Below are 15,966 nucleotides of genomic sequence, written 5' to 3'. Positions count from 1 at the left end.
GATTGTGTGAACACTAACAATCCCTGTGGGAGCGGGCTTGCCCGCGATGAGGCCTTGGCAGGCGCCGACTAAACCCCAGGCTTCGCCGCCGGCTGCCAAAGAATCTCGGCAATCCCCTGACGCCTGGCAATCAACCGCGCCATCACAAACAACAAATCCGACAACCGATTGATATACGCCAGGCCAACCCCGGCCAACGGCTCGATCGCATTCAATTGCTGACACCGCCGCTCTGCGCTGCGCGCCAGACTGCGGCAGACATGAGCCTGGGCAATCAGTGTCGAGCCGCTGGGCAAGATGAAGTTTTCCAGCGGCCCCAATTCTTCATTCCACACATCGATCGCCGCTTCCAGGCGTTCGATTTCCGCCGTATTCAACGCCTGATACACCGGCATCGCCAGTTCACCACCGAGATCAAATAACCGATGCTGGCAGGGAGCTAATACCTCGATCACTTCGTTCAAGCCAGGAAACTGACCAGTTTCTGCGGCCAACCCGGCCAGAAGAACGCCAACCTGGCTGTTCAGTGTATCCACTTCGCCAATGGCCTCGATCCGCGGGTGATCCTTGGGCACGCGGCGGCCATCCCCCAGCCCGGTCTCGCCTTTGTCGCCAGTGCGGGTGTAAATCTTCGACAAGCGAAAGCCCATGGTTACCTCGATAGCAGATTGAGTTCTTGCGAGACGGGTGGTGTGCTTGCCAGGGGCAGGCGCAAGGTGAAGCAGGTGCCTTGGCCCCGGGTCGATTGCACTTCCATCTGCCCCTTGTGGTTATTGGTGATGATGAAGTACGACACCGACAGCCCAAGCCCGGTGCCCTGGCCGATTTCCTTGGTGGTGAAGAACGGCTCGAAAGTGCGTTTGCGCACGCTCTCGCTCATGCCGATGCCGTTGTCTTCGACCTGAATTTCCGCCCACGGCGGATTCAGCCTGGTGCGCAGAATGATCCGCCCCGGTTCGCTGTCGTCTTCGCGCTGGTGAATGGCCTGCGCGGCGTTTTTCAACAGGTTGAGCAGCACCTGCTCCAGTTCGTTGGCGGTGCCGGGGACCGGTCCAAGGGCTGGATCGAACTGGCGAATGATGGCCTGGCCCTTGAAGTCGAAGCCGATCGCCAGGTCGAAATCGTTGCCGGCGATTTCCACCGCCTGATCGATCAGGGCTGGCAGGTCGCACGGGGCCATCTGACGGGTGCTGCGACGGCTGAAACTGAGCATGTGGGTAACGATTTTGGCGGCTCGGGCGCCGGCTTGCTGGATGCCGTCGAGCAACTGCGGCACCTCGCGGATTTGCAGGTACTGGTTGACCGTCGCCAGTTCGATGCCGGCGTGCTCGGCCACTTCCAGGTTCTTTGGCAGGTCGGAGGACAGGCGTCGGCGAATGTTCTGCACGTTGTGCAGGATCGCCCCTAGCGGGTTGTTGATCTCGTGAGCCATGCCGGCGGCAAGACCACCCACCGAAAGCATTTTCTCCGACTGCACCATCATCTCTTCCAGGGACAGGCGCTGGGTGATGTCGTCGATCCGGATCACCACACCGCGCCCGGCACCGCCCATCAACGGATAGAACGTCAGGGCATAGTGGCGAGGTTCATCATCCTTGAGCCAGGTGACGCGTTCGATTTTTGCGACCGTATGCTGTTCGACCGTTTGCTTGAGTTGCGGCAAAAACGGCTTGAGCGGTTCGAAGGCGAGGAAGATGGGCTGGTTCAGGGCTTCGTCCAGGCGTGTGCCGGACAGGGCGCTGGCTTCCTGGTTCCACTGCGTCACATAGAGCTGTTCGTCGAGGGCGATCAGCGCCGACGGCATGGAGTCGATGATGCTGTTGAGGTAGTTCTGGAAACCGGTGAGCTTTTTCTCGATCTTGCTGCGCACCTGGACCTCGAGCTCCAGTTTGCGGTTGGTGTGGCGGGTTTCTTCCGCCAGCCCCTGGGCCTGGTCGTAGGCTGCCTGGGAGTCGTCCCGGGCCCGCTTGAGTTGCTGCTCCCGGGCCTCGATCCGCGAGAGCATGGTGTTGAACGCCTCGGCGAGGCTGCCGATTTCGTCGTGGTTGCCTCTCGAAGCACGCAGTGCGTAGTTTTCTTCACGAGTGACCTGTCGGGACAACTCTTCGAGTTGGTGGATCGGCCGGGTAATCAGGCGCTTGATCTGGCGGGCGATGATCAACCACAGCAGCACACTGAAGATCAGAATGCCCAGGCTGGCCGTCAAAGTGCCGGTGTAGAACGCCACTGGCAGTTCACTGCTGGCGACCAACAGCAAATGCCCCGGTGCAGAGCCGGGGCGGGGCAGGGTGATGACCTGGTTGGTGCGGAACTCGGTGGCCTGCCAGTCTTCGATATGCCGGAAACGCTTCGGCAGTTTCAGATTGTCGCCGTGCTGCAATTGCGCCAATTGCTCGCCCTTGCCGTCATACAAGGCTGCCGCGCGCAACGGTGAATAGCTGTTGAGTTCGTTCAGCAGGCGCTCGGCGCTTTGTGGCGACGCCAGGGCTTCGGAGGCCAGGCTCGGATTGGATACCAGCCGGCCGATGGTCTGCAGGGCTTGTGGCGCCATGCTTTCCTGGGAAATGTAGTACGCGGCGCTGATAAAGGTCAGGTTGGCAACCAGCAAAACGGTGACCATCAGTACCAGCAGGGCGGCCAGCAGTTTCTGGCCGACGGGCAGGTTTTCCAGGCGCTGGCGCAATGGCATCGGATTCATCGCAAATAAGGAACAAGTGGCCAGCGTAGCCGCTGCTCAGTCGCTGGGCAATCCAAGGCTTTGCAGGCGGGCAATCAACCTCGATTCAAGCTGCTTGAGGTGAGGCAGGTTCAGTTGATGGCGCGCGGCCACCTTGCAGGCATAGCCCAGCAGATAGCTGATTTCCGTGCGACGCTGACTGCTGACGTCCTGATGCATGGAGGAGTAGTTGGCGGCGGTGGCGTGAATCACCCGTTCGACTTCCTGCTGCAGGTTTTCGGCCGCCGCCGGCTGACCGCAACGCTCGAGCAATTCCACCAGTTCATCGCACAGGGTGGCGACTTCACAGTGATGTTGCTGTAACCCGCCGTTGCGGCAGTCGTGCAGCACAGTCAGCGGATTGATCGCACAGTTGAGGGCCAGTTTGCGCCACAACCGGGTCAGGATTTCGGTGCTCCACTCGTGGGGGATGCCGGCAGCGCTCAGGTCGTCGAGCCAGATCGGCGCGACCGGATGGCTGGCATCACCCAGCCAGGTGAAGCCATGCCCGGCAAACACCACGCGCCCATCGCCATCGCGAAAGGCGCCTTCGGTGCTCGATGCATAGATGCAGCGTGCCTGCGGAACCTGGGCGGCCACTGCGTCCTGACTGCCCAGGCCATTTTGCAACAGGATCAGCTCGGTGCCCGGGGCCAGGCGTGGTGCCAGTCGGGCCACCGCGCTTTCGGTATCGTAGGCTTTGCACGCCACCAGCAGGCGGTTGATCGGTTGTGTGGTGTCGGCGGTCTCGGCGGGCACGGCATAGCGTTGCGCCTCGCCGTGTTCCACCAGTGTCAAACCACCGGCGGCCTCATAGGCTTGCAGTCTCGCGGTGTCCCGCAGGATCAGCCGAACCGGCACGCCAGCCCGTGCCAGGCGTGTCGCCCATAAAGTACCGAGGCTGCCGGCGCCCAAAACATGCCAGGTGGTAGACATCAGCTTTTTGCTCTGTTTATGGCGTGCATCGGCAGCTCGCAGTGAATGATGGGAAAGACCCGTTATAATCAGCGCGGATTTTAACCGCAAGCCAGGCGTGCTCCATCAGTGCGCCTTTAAATTTGGAGAGATTACATGCCGTCGTTCGACGTGGTATCCGAACTGGACAAACACGAAGTCACCAACGCGGTCGAGAACGCCGTCAAGGAACTCGATCGTCGTTATGACCTGAAAGGCAAAGGCAGCTTCGAGTTCAAGGAAAAAGACCTGACCGTCAACCTGACCGCCGAAGCGGATTTCCAGCTCGAAGCGATGATTGAGATCCTCAAGCTGGCACTGGTCAAGCGCAAAATCGACGTGCAGTGCCTTGAAGTCAAGGATGCGTTCGCCTCGGGCAAGCTGATGAAGCAGGAAGCCGTGCTCAAGGAAGGCATCGACAAGGAAATGGCGAAGAAGATCGTCGCTCACGTCAAGGATGCCAAGCTCAAGGTGCAGGCGGCCATTCAGGGCGAGCAGGTGCGTATTACCGGCAAGAAGCGTGACGACCTGCAAGAAGCCATTGCTGCGCTGCGGGCCAAGGAATTCGGTATGCCGCTGCAGTTCAACAACTTCCGCGACTGACCTTGAAAGCGGGAACCTCCTGGCGTTTTCGGCGTCGGAGGCCCAGACAACGGCAGAAACGATTGAGCCCGTCACGGTTCGATCTTTCTGCCGCTTTTTTTACGCATGCCGGATAGCCGGAGAAAAGGAGAACGCAGATGGACTTAAATGCTGAGGTAGACAACCTGGTCAAGGTATCCCAAACCTGGATCCCGATGATCATGGAGTACGGCAGCCGTGTACTGCTGGCGGTCATCACCCTGGCCATCGGCTGGTGGTTGATCAACAAAGTCACGAAAAAGCTCGGCGGCCTGATTGCATTGCGTAATGCCGACCTGGCGCTGCAAGGCTTTATCAGCAGCCTGGCGAACATCATCCTCAAGATCCTGCTGATCGTCAGCGTGGCCTCGATGATCGGAGTGGAAACCACTTCGTTTGTCGCCGCGATTGGTGCGGCAGGTCTGGCCATTGGCCTGGCCTTGCAGGGCAGCCTGGCGAACTTCGCCGGTGGCGTGCTGATTTTGCTGTTCCGTCCGTTTCGTATCGGTGACTGGATCGAGGCACAGGGGATCGCTGGCACCGTCGACAGCATCCAGATTTTTCATACCGTACTGCGCACCGGTGACAACAAAACCATCATAGTGCCCAACGGTAATCTGTCGAACGGCATCATCACCAATACCAATCGCCAGCCGACCCGCAAAGTCGTGTTTGATGTAGGCGTCGATTACGAAGCGGATTTGCAGAAAGCCCGAGAAGTGTTGCTGGAGTTGGCCAAAGACCCGCGTGTATTGACTGACCCGGCACCTCAGGCAGTCATTTCGACATTGGGCGACAGTTCTATCACTGTTTCCCTGCGTGTCTGGGTGAAGACAGCGGATTATTGGGATGTGATGTTCATGTTCAACGAACTGTCCCGTGATCACCTGAGACAGGCCGGCATCGATATTCCATTTCCACAGCGGGTTATTCGCGTGGTTCAGGAATCCGCAGTGCAGTGATAGCTCATGCATTACATGTCTGACTTTTCGGTCAGGCATGTATGAAGATTGTTCAATAATTGAGCAATTTGTACAGGCAACAAAAAAGGCCCATCCGAAGATGGGCCTTTTTTTGTTACCGCAAACTAACTGGATGCGATTACAAAACCGACAGCGGGTAGTCGACGATGAAACGGAACTCTTTCACGTCGCCTTCACCTTCGTCAGCGTTAGCGAAGTGCCATGCTTGACGAATACGGAAGGACAGGTCTTTTGCCGGGCCAGACTGAACAACGTACTTGGCTTCGAAGTTGGTTTCGTTGTGCTTGCCGTCAGCACCGTAGATGCCTTCGTAAGCGCCGCCAACTGGAGCGTTGGTGCCGTCGATGTCCCAACCTTTCACGTAACGGGTCATGAAGCTCAGACCTGGAACGCCGTACTCAGCCATTTTCAGGTCGTAGCGAACCTGAGCCGACTTCTCGCCAGGGGCGTTGAAGTCAGAGTACTGGATGGAGTTGGCGAGGAAGATCGAGTCGCCGCCGCGGTTGTTTTTGCCCACACCGATGTAGTCGAACGGAGTGTCACCGTTAACCTTCTGGAAGGCGAGGGTGATGGTGTGTGCTTTCATGAACGAGAAAGCGGCAGCCAGGGAGTAAGCGGTGTTGCTGATCTCGCCCGCTTTGGCATCACCAGTGTCTTTGGTGTTGTAGATGTTACCGTCCAGGTTCAGCGACTCGTCGCCGCCCAGCGGGATGGTGTAGTTCAGGTTGGCGTAGTACTGGTTCCAGATGTCTTCCAGCTTGGCGCCGTACAGCGAGGCCGACAGGTTGTCGGTGATGCCGTATTTACCACCGAAGTAGTCGATGGAGTTGGCTTCTACGCCAGCGTAGGTTGCAAACAGGCCGCCGTCACGAGCGTTGCGGTCCTGGCTGGTGGCCGAGTAGAAGTGACCGGCTTCGAGGTCAAGGTCTTTGACTTCGCTGCTCTGCAGCTGGATGCCGCTGGCAGTTTGAGGAAGGATACGGGAACCGCCAACAGCGAACACTGGAGCAGTGCTTGGCTGCATGTCGCCGACTTTCAGCTCGGTTTTCGATACGCGGAATTTAACGGCGCCGCCGGCTTTGCCCTGGCTGTCGTTAACTTCGCCATCGGCGTCGCGGCTCATGTTGCCGGTGCCGCCGGTGCCATCACCGCCGTCCAGTTTGATCGCCAGGTAACCGAAAGCGTCAACGCCAACACCGATCAGGCCTTGGGTGTAACCGGAGCTGAAGTTGCCCCAAATACCTTGGGTCCAGTCTTTCTGGTCGTTGCCGCCATCTTTGTTATCACGGTTGAAGTAGTAGTTGCGAACCAGCAAGTTCAGCGTGCTGTCTTCAACAATACCTTTGGCTTCAGCCTGGTCACTTACGAAAGGGGCGGCCGTAGCCAATTGGGTACTGGCTGCTGCTGCAACTGCCAGTGCGATCATGCTCCACTTCATCACGCGCATCGTGATTTGCTCCTTTGGTTTTAGAAGAGTACTGCCGTCCCACCTGATTTATTATCTGGGCGGCTCTTTCTTTTTGTGTCGGCGCAAACTTATATCACGCCGACAATGTTGGCGATACTTGCGTATCTAACCTTTCGCGTTCTTTACGACCCTGTCGCAAACAGCAAGGTAGATGTCGCAAATTTCGAGCTCCGACGCAACCGGGCTGACAACTTTAATGCTGTTTCTGTGCCTTGGTGTCGGTAAAAAGAGTCCTGGTGAAACGCTTGAATCTCCATCGGGCTACCTTGCCACTGTCTTTTTTTGCCTGAAGGCCTCCGCTTCCAGCGGGTGCCACTCAGGTGATGTTGGGTATCAATGCAATAAGCGTGCGCAAACTCGGATTTTGCTACGCTTTTTTTTCAATCGACTGCCTGACTTTGTGAAAACCTCGTGAAAACGGGGGTTCAAGCGCCTCTGGTTTGGGGGTTGACGCCTTGCCTGGCTTCATGTTGCGTCGTACTGCTCGACTGCCTGGCAAGCAAAAATGTTACCCGTTCACCCCGCCAGTGAGTAAATGGCGGATATCGAAGCGTTCAGCGTAGACCCACCGTGCGATTTTGGTGCAAAAAATTTTAGCCTTGTGATGAATCTATCTCTGTTGATCATGTGCCCGGCGCGAACTCTTCGTTGTTAATCAGTCATTTCGGCGTGTTCTGTCGGTTGACCAGTTCTGTAATGGTGCGTGACGGTGAAGGGTGTCTCATTCGGGGGCGGTTATCCGCTTTTCGTAGGCGCTCTCGGCCTCTGGGCAAGGTTGGTCGTGAAGCGCGCGCCGTTCACAGGTATGCTGCCGTCCGGTCGCTTGGTGCGCCGCCCCTGTGGATGGGCACTAAGCTGAAAAATGATGACCCGGCGGGAGTACGCGCAGTGTTCGCTCTAGATCCACGACTTCAACAAGACACGTTACCGATCGGGGACTTTCCGCTCTGCCGGTTGCTGCTGTCCAACGACTCGAACTATCCCTGGTTCATCCTGGTACCTCGTCGTGAGGCTATCAGTGAGATATTTCAGTTGGATGTCGCAGACCAGCAGCAGCTGTGGCAGGAGACGACGGCGCTTTCGCAAGTGCTCAAGGACTCGTTCGATGCGGACAAGCTGAATGTTGCGGCGCTGGGCAATGTCGTCAGTCAGTTGCACATGCATGTGATTGTGCGCAAGCGCGAAGATGCCGCCTGGCCAGCGCCGGTTTGGGGTAAGCAGCCGGCAAAACCCTACAGTTCGGAGCAGATTGCCGCCATTGGCGAACGTTTGCGCCTGATATTGACCGATGATTTTACGTTTCTGGAGGGCTGAACCATGAGCCTGGAAGAACGCGTTACCGATCTCGAAAGCCGCCTGGCCTTTCAGGATGACACCATCCAGACCTTGAATGACGTGCTGGTCGCGCAGCAGCGGGTGGTCGAGCGTCTTCAGCTACAAATGGCCGCGCTGCTCAAGCGGCAGGAGGAAATGGTCGGCCAGTTCGAGTCGTTCGAAGAAGACGCGCCACCACCGCACTATTGAGCAAAATGCAGGCATGAAAAAACCGCGGACAGCCCAGGCTGTGCGCGGTTTTTTTTAGCCTTGAATCAGCGGCGCGGCAGTGCGGCGATCACATCTTCGGCTTGCAGGCCCTTGTCACGATTCATGACAGAGAACTCCACGCGCTGGCCTTCTACCAGGACGCGGTGGCCTTCACCGCGAATGGCTCGGAAGTGCACGAAAATATCGTCGCCGGAGTCGCGGGAAATGAAGCCGAAGCCCTTGGACGTGTTGAACCATTTGACGGTGCCGGTATCACGGTTGCTCATGTCGTAGCCAGGCGAGGCGGCGGCAGGTGACGATTTGTAGAAGCTGATGCCCAGGTGCAGGGCGACAGCGACCACGGCTGCGACCAGGCTGAACAGAACGGCAGGTTGACCGGCGATGACAGGCATCGGTGCGATCAGCGTCAGGGTTTGCAGGACTACGGCCAGAACCAGCAGGGCGCTGACCAGGTTCTGCAGTTGGTGGCGCGGACCTTTGTTCCAGTAAGGGATGACAGGTGCAAGAGTGAGGTTGAGCAGGCCGAAAAAGGCCAGGTACAGCGCGTCAGGTTGTTGCAGGTAAGGCAAGGCTTCAGGGTGCAGGCCAGGGATGAACGACAGCAGCAAGGCCGCTGTGCCTATCAGCAGATGGACGATTTTCAACATTTTGATTAACTCACGTTAAGACAGCTCACAAGGAAGAGCTGATGACGCACGGTTCGCTTCATGACAATAAAGAGGCGTTGGACACGTGCCCGGTATCAGCCTATGCGCCATGCCCGGAAAAATAGGCACTGGCGACACGCCGTCTATTTAACAGCAAAGCCGCAGGCTACTCAAATCAGGGCGTCCGGCGGCTCTTTGACGGTGATTTGTCGCAGGTTGCGCGAAGTTGCGGGGCTGCGACAAGGCGGCAGGCTTGCTAGAGTGGGTGGGCACCTGTTGGCTGAAATTCATCACCTTTAGGGGAAAAACATGGCAATCGATATCGGTATCAGTGAAGAGGACCGCAAGTCCATCGTCGACGGGCTTTCGCGCCTGCTGTCGGACACCTACGTACTTTATTTGAAAACCCATAATTTCCATTGGAACGTCACCGGGCCGATGTTTCGAACGCTGCACCTGATGTTCGAAGAGCAATACACCGAACTGGCCCTGGCGGTCGATTCGATTGCCGAGCGCATTCGCGCCCTCGGGTTTCCCGCGCCCGGTGCCTACTCCGTCTACGCGCGGCTGTCTTCTATCAAGGAAGAGGTGGGTGTGCCGGCTGCCGAAGACATGATCAGGCAATTGGTCGAGGGGCAGGAAGCCGTCACCCGGACGGCGCGGGGGATTTTCCCTTTGCTCGACAAGGTCAGCGATGAACCCACGGCGGACTTGCTTACCCAGCGTATGCAGGTGCATGAAAAAACCGCGTGGATGCTTCGCGCTCTGCTCGATCAGTAACACTTGCGTGCGCGGATGACCCCTGGAGTGTTCTTCGCGCCCTGTTTCCTACGCCATTCACTGCCGTGCTTCTGAAGGGCGTTTCGCGTTGTTGCGTGGGAGATAGTCCGGAGTAGGACGTTCTCCGGGGTCTGCCAAAAGTTGTTGGCTTATCCTACGCCGTGGGTCATCAAGTCATCTGGATATACCTTTGTTTCTGCGTTTTTATAAGTCGACGGACAGTTGCTTTTAAACAAACCAGAATGGCAAAGGAGTGTCAGCGTTATGGTTTATGAAAGGCAGGCAGAAGGGCGATACGGTTCGCACAAGGATGTCAGGGTTGATCCGTTCGTTCGCGAGTTCGATATGGGATTGGCCCGGCCCCTGTCCCGCTCCGTACGATTGAATGGCTTTGCCACCTGTTTGCGGCTCGAGCAGGTTTATTGGGATATTTTGGCGGAGATGGCCAGGGTCAACGGTTGCTCGGTCAGTAGCCTGCTATCCCATGTGGATCGCGAAGTTCACTTGCGTCATGGTGGCGTAAGGAATTTCAGCGGATTGGTGCGGGTTGTCTGTGTCGTGCACAGTCTCAAGGAAGGGGGTTGCATCGTCACGGCCTAGTCGGGGCGGTGAAAACAGCAGAGTGTCGGTCTGTGCAGTCTTACGGCTGCACAGGCCGCATTTAATGGATATAATCCCGCTCTTTGCCGCGAAACCTTGCGTGTGCGGTAGCAATCTGATCGCCGAGACAACCTCCATGCCGATGTACGATTATCAATGTGCTTCCTGTGGTCATCAGTTGGAAGCCATTCAAAAGATCAGCGATGCACCGCTGGTCGACTGCCCTGCCTGTCAGGCGCCAGAGCTTAAAAAGTTGCTGTCCATGCCGGGCTTTCGCCTCAGCGGCACGGGTTGGTACGAAACAGATTTCAAGACCGGTTCCAAGAAGAACCTGGCCGGCGGCGACAAAGCTGACTAAGGTCCTGGACCTGAATTGAACGACACGCGCGAGTTCTTGCAGCATCCCCCAGCGGATGTGCCCAGGGCCTCCAACCGAATTTCGAATTACGAGAAGTGAAACCACGACCATGATGCGCAGCCATTATTGCGGCCAACTGAACGAAAGCCTGGACGGCCAGGAAATTACCCTTTGCGGATGGGTTCACCGTCGCCGTGACCACGGTGGGGTGATTTTCCTCGATATCCGTGATCGTGATGGTCTGGCCCAGGTCGTGTTCGATCCGGACCGCGCTGAAACCTTCGCCGCCGCCGACCGCGTGCGCAGCGAGTACGTCGTGAAGATCACCGGCAAGGTTCGCCTGCGTCCGGCCGGTGCGACCAACGCCAACATGGCGTCGGGCATGATCGAAGTCCTCGGCTACGAGCTGGAAGTGCTGAACGAATCGGAAACCCCGCCGTTCCCGTTGAACGAGTTCTCCGACGTCGGCGAAGAAACCCGCCTGCGTTATCGCTTCCTCGACCTGCGTCGTCCGGAAATGGCCGAGAAGCTGCGCCTGCGTTCGCGCATGACCACCAGCATCCGTCGCTTCCTGGACGAAAACGGCTTCCTCGACGTAGAAACCCCGATCCTGACCCGTGCTACTCCGGAAGGCGCGCGCGACTACCTGGTGCCGAGCCGTACTCACGCCGGTTCGTTCTTCGCCCTGCCGCAATCGCCGCAGCTGTTCAAGCAACTGCTGATGGTGGCCGGCTTCGACCGTTACTACCAGATCGCCAAGTGCTTCCGTGACGAAGACCTGCGTGCCGACCGCCAGCCGGAATTCACCCAGATCGACATCGAGACCAGCTTCCTCGATGAAAAAGAGATCATGGGCCTGACCGAGCAAATGATCCGCAACCTGTTCAAGGAAGTGCTGGGTCTGGAGTTCGGCGAATTCCCGCACATGACCTTCGAAGAAGCCATGCGCCGCTACGGTTCCGACAAGCCAGACCTGCGTAACCCGCTGGAACTGGTGGATGTGGCCGATCAGCTCAAGGAAGTCGACTTCAAGGTGTTCAGCGGTCCGGCCAACGATCCGAAATGCCGCATCGCCGCCTTGCGCGTTCCAGGCGGGGCGAGCATGCCGCGCAAGCAGATCGACGACTACACCAAGTTCGTCGGCATCTACGGTGCCAAGGGCCTGGCGTACATCAAGGTCAACGAGCGCGCTGCCGGTGTTGACGGTCTGCAATCGCCGATCGTGAAGAACATCCCTGAGGCCAACCTGAACGTGATCCTCGATCGCGTGGGTGCAGTCGATGGCGACATCGTGTTCTTCGGCGCCGACAAGGCCAAGATCGTCAGCGAAGCGTTGGGCGCACTGCGCATCAAGCTCGGCCACGACCTGAGCCTGCTGACCTGCGAATGGGCTCCGATGTGGGTCGTTGACTTCCCGATGTTCGAGGAGAACGACGACGGCAGCTTCAGCGCCTTGCACCACCCGTTCACCGCGCCGAAGTGCTCCCCGGCGGAGTTGGAAGCCAACCCGGCGGGCGCTCTGTCCCGTGCCTACGACATGGTGTTGAACGGCACCGAGTTGGGCGGCGGTTCGATTCGAATCCACCGCAAAGAGATGCAACAAGCGGTCTTCCGCCTGCTGGGCATCAACGAAGCGGAACAGGAAGAGAAGTTCGGCTTCCTGCTCGACGCCCTGAAGTACGGCGCACCGCCGCACGGTGGCCTGGCCTTCGGTCTGGACCGCCTGGTGATGCTGATGACCGGCGCCCAGTCGATCCGTGAAGTGATCGCTTTCCCGAAAACCCAGAGCGCGGCGGACGTCATGACTCAGGCACCGGGCCAGGTGGATGCCAAGGCATTGCGCGAATTGCACATTCGCCTGCGCGAAACGCCCAAGGCCGAGTAAGGCTGACCTGAAGGGCGCATCCGCGGATGCGCCCTTTCTTTATAGATAGCGCTGTTCAAGGTTTTTTGTTTGCCGGCCGGCGCGAAATAGCGTGGCGGGCAATGTTTCAAAGAGAATTCGGAGCGAGTTATGGCAGGTCATTCCAAGTGGGCGAACATCAAGCACCGCAAAGAACGTCAGGATGCCAAAAAAGGCAAGATTTTCACCAAGTGGATTCGTGAGCTGACTGTCGCGGCCCGTCAGGGTGGCGGTGATCCAGGTTCCAACCCGCGTCTGCGCCTGGCGTTGGACAAGGCCCTTGGCGCGAACATGAGTCGCGATATCATTGATCGGGCAGTTGCCCGTGGCGCTGGTGCAGCCGATACCGACGACATGGTCGAACTGACCTACGAAGGTTACGGCCCTGGCGGCGTGGCGGTCATGGTCGAGTGCATGACCGACAACCGTAATCGCACCGCAGCTGCGGTTCGTCACGCGTTCAGCAAGTGCGGTGGCAACCTCGGGACTGACGGTTCGGTGGCCTATCTGTTCGAACGCAAGGGGCAGATCTCCTTCGCTGCCGGCGTTGACGAAGACGCGCTGATGGAAGCGGCCATGGAAGCTGACGCCGATGACGTGGTGACCAACGAAGACGGTTCCATCGACGTATTCACCTCGTTCTCCGGGTTCTACTCCGTGCGTAACGCGCTGGAAGCGGCCGGTTTCAAGGGCGATGACGCCGAAATCGTCATGCTGCCGACCACCAGTGCCGAACTGGATCTGGAAGGCGCCGAGAAAGTCCTCAAGCTGATCGACATGCTCGAAGACCTGGACGACGTGCAGAACGTCTATTCCAACGCGGAGATTCCGGAGTCGGTGGCCGCACAGCTCGGTTAAGGGTAACCAAGATCCAATGTGGGAGCTGGCAAACCAGCTCCCACATTGGTTATTTGCTGCATTGAAATTCGTGCCTTTACTGACTCCGCAGGCGTTATGACTTTAATTCTTGGTATCGACCCCGGTTCGCGCATCACCGGTTACGGAGTGGTTCGTGATACCGGCCGTGGCTGTGAGTACGTCGCCTCCGGTTGTATCCGCACTGGTGCCGGCGAGCTGCATGAGCGACTGCAGATTGTCTATCGCGGGGTGCGGGAGATCATTCAGACCTACCATCCGGTGACCATGGGGATCGAAAAGGTGTTCATGGCCCGCAACGCCGATTCCGCCCTGAAACTGGGGCAGGCCCGCGGCGCCGCCATTGTGGCGGGCGCGGAAGAAAACCTGGAAATTGCCGAATACTCCGCGACCCAGGTCAAGCAGGCGGTGGTCGGCACCGGCGCCGCCAACAAGGAGCAGGTGCAGATGATGGTCATGCACATGCTCAAGCTGACCAGCAAACCGCAGATCGATGCCTCGGACGCCCTGGCCATTGCCATTTGCCACGCTCACACCCGTTCCAGCCTGCTGCCCCATGGTCTGGGAGCTGCACGCAGTCGTGGCGGTCGCCTGCGTCTCTGATAGCATCAGCAATCAATTTCATGGAGCGGGGACGTTTCGCCCCGGTTGTCGGCGCCATTCCCTCGCTCTGTCAGTCGCTGGCCCAGAGCTGGCCAACGCTCAAGGATTTGTAACGTGATTGGACGTTTGCGCGGCACCCTGGCTGAGAAGCAGCCTCCGCATCTGATTCTGGATGTAAACGGCCTGGGCTATGAACTCGAAGTGCCCATGACGACCCTGTACCGCTTGCCGTCGGTCGGTGAGCCGCTGACCTTGCACACCCATTTGGTCGTGCGCGAAGACGCACAACTACTCTATGGTTTTGTCGGCAAGCGTGAGCGCGACTTTTTTCGCGAGCTGATCCGCCTCAATGGTGTAGGGCCGAAACTGGCGCTGGCCTTGATGTCGAGCCTGGAAGTCGACGAGCTAGTCCGCTGCGTGCAGTCTCAGGACACTTCGGCGCTGACCAAGGTGCCAGGTGTCGGCAAGAAAACCGCAGAACGTTTGCTGGTCGAGCTCAAGGATCGCTTCAAGGCCTGGGAAACCGTACCGGCCATGTTCGCCCTGGTGCCGAACCAGCCGGATGGACCGGCCCCGGTGAACACTGCCGAAAGTGACGCCGTCAGCGCCTTGATCTCCCTGGGCTACAAACCCCAGGAAGCCAGCAAGGCGGTGTCTGCGATCAAGGAGAAAGGTTTGAGCAGTGAAGACATGATCCGCCGCGCCTTGAAGGGAATGATCTAAGTGATTGAAGCTGATCGTCTGATCGCCGCCACGCACAGTCCGCGTGAGCGCGAAGAAGTCCAGGATCGGGCGATTCGCCCGGTCAGCCTGGCGGAATACATTGGCCAGCCTACCGTTCGCGAGCAGATGGAGTTGTTCATTCAGGCCGCTCGCGGTCGTAACGAGTCCCTGGATCACACGCTGATCTTCGGGCCGCCCGGTCTTGGCAAGACGACCCTCGCCAACATCATCGCCCAGGAAATGGGGGTGTCGATCAAGAGCACCTCGGGTCCGGTGCTGGAGCGCCCCGGTGACCTGGCGGCGCTGTTGACCAACCTTGAACCTCACGATGTGTTGTTCATCGACGAAATCCATCGCCTGTCGCCCATCGTTGAAGAAGTGCTGTACCCGGCCATGGAAGATTTCCAGCTCGACATCATGATCGGCGAAGGGCCGGCCGCGCGTTCGATCAAGCTGGATCTGCCGCCCTTCACGCTGGTCGGCGCAACGACCCGGGCGGGGATGCTCACCAACCCGTTGCGCGACCGTTTCGGCATCGTTCAGCGTCTTGAGTTCTACAATACCGCCGACCTGTCGACGATTGTCAGTCGTTCGGCGAGCATCCTCGGTTTGCCGCTGGACCCGGAAGGCGCCTTCGAAATCGCCCGCCGTGCCCGTGGCACTCCACGGATTGCCAACCGACTGCTGCGCCGGGTGCGTGACTTCGCCGAAGTTCGCGCCAAGGGGCATATCACCAAGCCGATTGCCGACCTGGCGCTGAATCTGCTCGATGTCGACGAGCGCGGCTTCGATCACCAGGACCGGCGTCTGTTGCTGACCATGATCGAGAAGTTCGACGGCGGGCCGGTCGGGGTCGACAGCCTGGCCGCCGCCATCAGCGAAGAGCGTCATACCATTGAAGACGTGCTGGAGCCTTACCTGATTCAGCAGGGCTACATCATGCGCACCCCTCGCGGGCGAGTGGTGACACGGCATGCCTACCTGCATTTCGGCTTAAACATTCCGTCACGATTGGGCGAGATGCCCGTGGTAGACGAGTTTCTCGATGCCGTGGACGATTAATTAACTTTTGCGGGCTGATTTTTCGGGCATTGTGCTGTCCTAGGACCGTACTTTCGCGAGAAAGCCGCAGAACAATGAAAAACAGTTGCCTGGCCGGATTGGCAACCCGAGGAGTAAGCACTAGAGT

Annotated in this window: 17 protein-coding genes; 12 read left to right on the top strand and 5 right to left on the bottom strand. The window is 58.4% G+C overall.

Annotated features, from left to right (window positions below):
- Positions 1 to 68: 68 nt before the first annotated feature.
- From AB4O16_RS10355 to AB4O16_RS10345, 3 genes are read right to left on the bottom strand one after another with little or no spacing between them, the layout of a single operon-like run.
- Entirely contained in the window at positions 69 to 650 is a 582-nt protein-coding gene (locus AB4O16_RS10355) for a cob(I)yrinic acid a,c-diamide adenosyltransferase (RefSeq protein ID WP_460157657.1), read from the bottom strand.
- A 2-nt stretch (positions 651 to 652) separates the two neighbouring features.
- The gene (locus AB4O16_RS10350) at positions 653 to 2,689 is read right to left on the bottom strand and encodes a sensor histidine kinase (protein WP_160389285.1); all 2,037 of its coding nucleotides are present in this window, start codon (positions 2,687 to 2,689) and stop codon (positions 653 to 655) included.
- Positions 2,690 to 2,734: 45 nt separating this feature from the next.
- Positions 2,735 to 3,652, bottom strand: a complete 918-nt coding sequence (locus tag AB4O16_RS10345) for a putative 2-dehydropantoate 2-reductase (RefSeq protein WP_460157656.1) — start codon at positions 3,650 to 3,652, stop codon at positions 2,735 to 2,737.
- 135 nt (positions 3,653 to 3,787) lie between these two features.
- On the opposite strand from AB4O16_RS10345, the gene AB4O16_RS10340 reads away from it, so the two are divergent.
- Together AB4O16_RS10340 and AB4O16_RS10335 are read left to right on the top strand one after the other, a co-directional pair.
- Positions 3,788 to 4,273, top strand: a complete 486-nt coding sequence (locus AB4O16_RS10340; protein WP_060539637.1) for a YajQ family cyclic di-GMP-binding protein — start codon at positions 3,788 to 3,790, stop codon at positions 4,271 to 4,273.
- A gap of 137 nt (positions 4,274 to 4,410) precedes the next feature.
- The gene (locus tag AB4O16_RS10335) at positions 4,411 to 5,253 is read left to right on the top strand and encodes a mechanosensitive ion channel family protein (RefSeq protein ID WP_160389287.1); all 843 of its coding nucleotides are present in this window, start codon (positions 4,411 to 4,413) and stop codon (positions 5,251 to 5,253) included.
- 139 nt (positions 5,254 to 5,392) lie between these two features.
- On the opposite strand, the gene AB4O16_RS10330 is transcribed toward AB4O16_RS10335, so the two are convergent.
- Positions 5,393 to 6,721: an OprD family porin gene (locus tag AB4O16_RS10330; RefSeq protein ID WP_160389288.1), complete on the bottom strand. Its 1,329-nt coding sequence runs from the start codon at positions 6,719 to 6,721 to the stop codon at positions 5,393 to 5,395.
- 909 nt (positions 6,722 to 7,630) lie between these two features.
- Between AB4O16_RS10330 and AB4O16_RS10325 the strand changes: the two genes are divergently transcribed.
- Both AB4O16_RS10325 and AB4O16_RS10320 read left to right on the top strand, forming a co-directional pair.
- Positions 7,631 to 8,056 (top strand): HIT domain-containing protein, encoded by a 426-nt coding sequence (locus AB4O16_RS10325; RefSeq protein WP_460157655.1) that lies wholly within the window; start codon positions 7,631 to 7,633, stop codon positions 8,054 to 8,056.
- Between the two features lie 3 nt (positions 8,057 to 8,059).
- Complete coding sequence (locus AB4O16_RS10320; protein WP_160389290.1) at positions 8,060 to 8,266, top strand: SlyX family protein; 207 nt, start codon at positions 8,060 to 8,062, stop codon at positions 8,264 to 8,266.
- Positions 8,267 to 8,331: 65 nt separating this feature from the next.
- On the opposite strand, the gene AB4O16_RS10315 is transcribed toward AB4O16_RS10320, so the two are convergent.
- Positions 8,332 to 8,934: a cold-shock protein gene (locus AB4O16_RS10315; protein ID WP_160389291.1), complete on the bottom strand. Its 603-nt coding sequence runs from the start codon at positions 8,932 to 8,934 to the stop codon at positions 8,332 to 8,334.
- Positions 8,935 to 9,243: 309 nt separating this feature from the next.
- Here AB4O16_RS10315 and AB4O16_RS10310 point away from each other — a divergent pair, with 309 nt between their 5' ends.
- From AB4O16_RS10310 to ruvB, 8 genes are all read left to right on the top strand, one after another.
- Positions 9,244 to 9,714 carry a Dps family protein gene (locus tag AB4O16_RS10310; protein ID WP_103397513.1) on the top strand — a complete coding sequence of 157 codons (471 nt, stop codon included), beginning with the start codon at positions 9,244 to 9,246 and terminating at the stop codon, positions 9,712 to 9,714.
- A 264-nt stretch (positions 9,715 to 9,978) separates the two neighbouring features.
- Complete coding sequence (locus AB4O16_RS10305) at positions 9,979 to 10,314, top strand: ribbon-helix-helix domain-containing protein (RefSeq protein WP_150717230.1); 336 nt, start codon at positions 9,979 to 9,981, stop codon at positions 10,312 to 10,314.
- 136 nt (positions 10,315 to 10,450) lie between these two features.
- Positions 10,451 to 10,672 (top strand): FmdB family zinc ribbon protein, encoded by a 222-nt coding sequence (locus AB4O16_RS10300; protein WP_032829812.1) that lies wholly within the window; start codon positions 10,451 to 10,453, stop codon positions 10,670 to 10,672.
- A 109-nt stretch (positions 10,673 to 10,781) separates the two neighbouring features.
- Positions 10,782 to 12,557, top strand: a complete 1,776-nt coding sequence (gene aspS, locus AB4O16_RS10295; protein WP_160389292.1) for an aspartate--tRNA ligase — start codon at positions 10,782 to 10,784, stop codon at positions 12,555 to 12,557.
- 129 nt (positions 12,558 to 12,686) lie between these two features.
- A complete protein-coding gene (locus AB4O16_RS10290) occupies positions 12,687 to 13,433 on the top strand; it encodes a YebC/PmpR family DNA-binding transcriptional regulator (protein WP_150717232.1) in 747 nt (248 codons plus the stop codon).
- A 96-nt stretch (positions 13,434 to 13,529) separates the two neighbouring features.
- Positions 13,530 to 14,054 (top strand): crossover junction endodeoxyribonuclease RuvC, encoded by a 525-nt coding sequence (ruvC, locus tag AB4O16_RS10285; RefSeq protein WP_046042207.1) that lies wholly within the window; start codon positions 13,530 to 13,532, stop codon positions 14,052 to 14,054.
- Between the two features lie 114 nt (positions 14,055 to 14,168).
- Positions 14,169 to 14,777 carry a Holliday junction branch migration protein RuvA gene (gene ruvA / locus AB4O16_RS10280; protein WP_110660727.1) on the top strand — a complete coding sequence of 203 codons (609 nt, stop codon included), beginning with the start codon at positions 14,169 to 14,171 and terminating at the stop codon, positions 14,775 to 14,777.
- Entirely contained in the window at positions 14,778 to 15,839 is a 1,062-nt protein-coding gene (gene ruvB / locus AB4O16_RS10275) for a Holliday junction branch migration DNA helicase RuvB (protein ID WP_160389293.1), read from the top strand. It begins immediately after the preceding gene.
- Positions 15,840 to 15,966 lie beyond the last annotated feature (127 nt).

The organism is Pseudomonas sp. S2_H10, from assembly GCF_054668285.1.
This window is presented reverse-complemented; position numbering and strand designations above follow the sequence as displayed.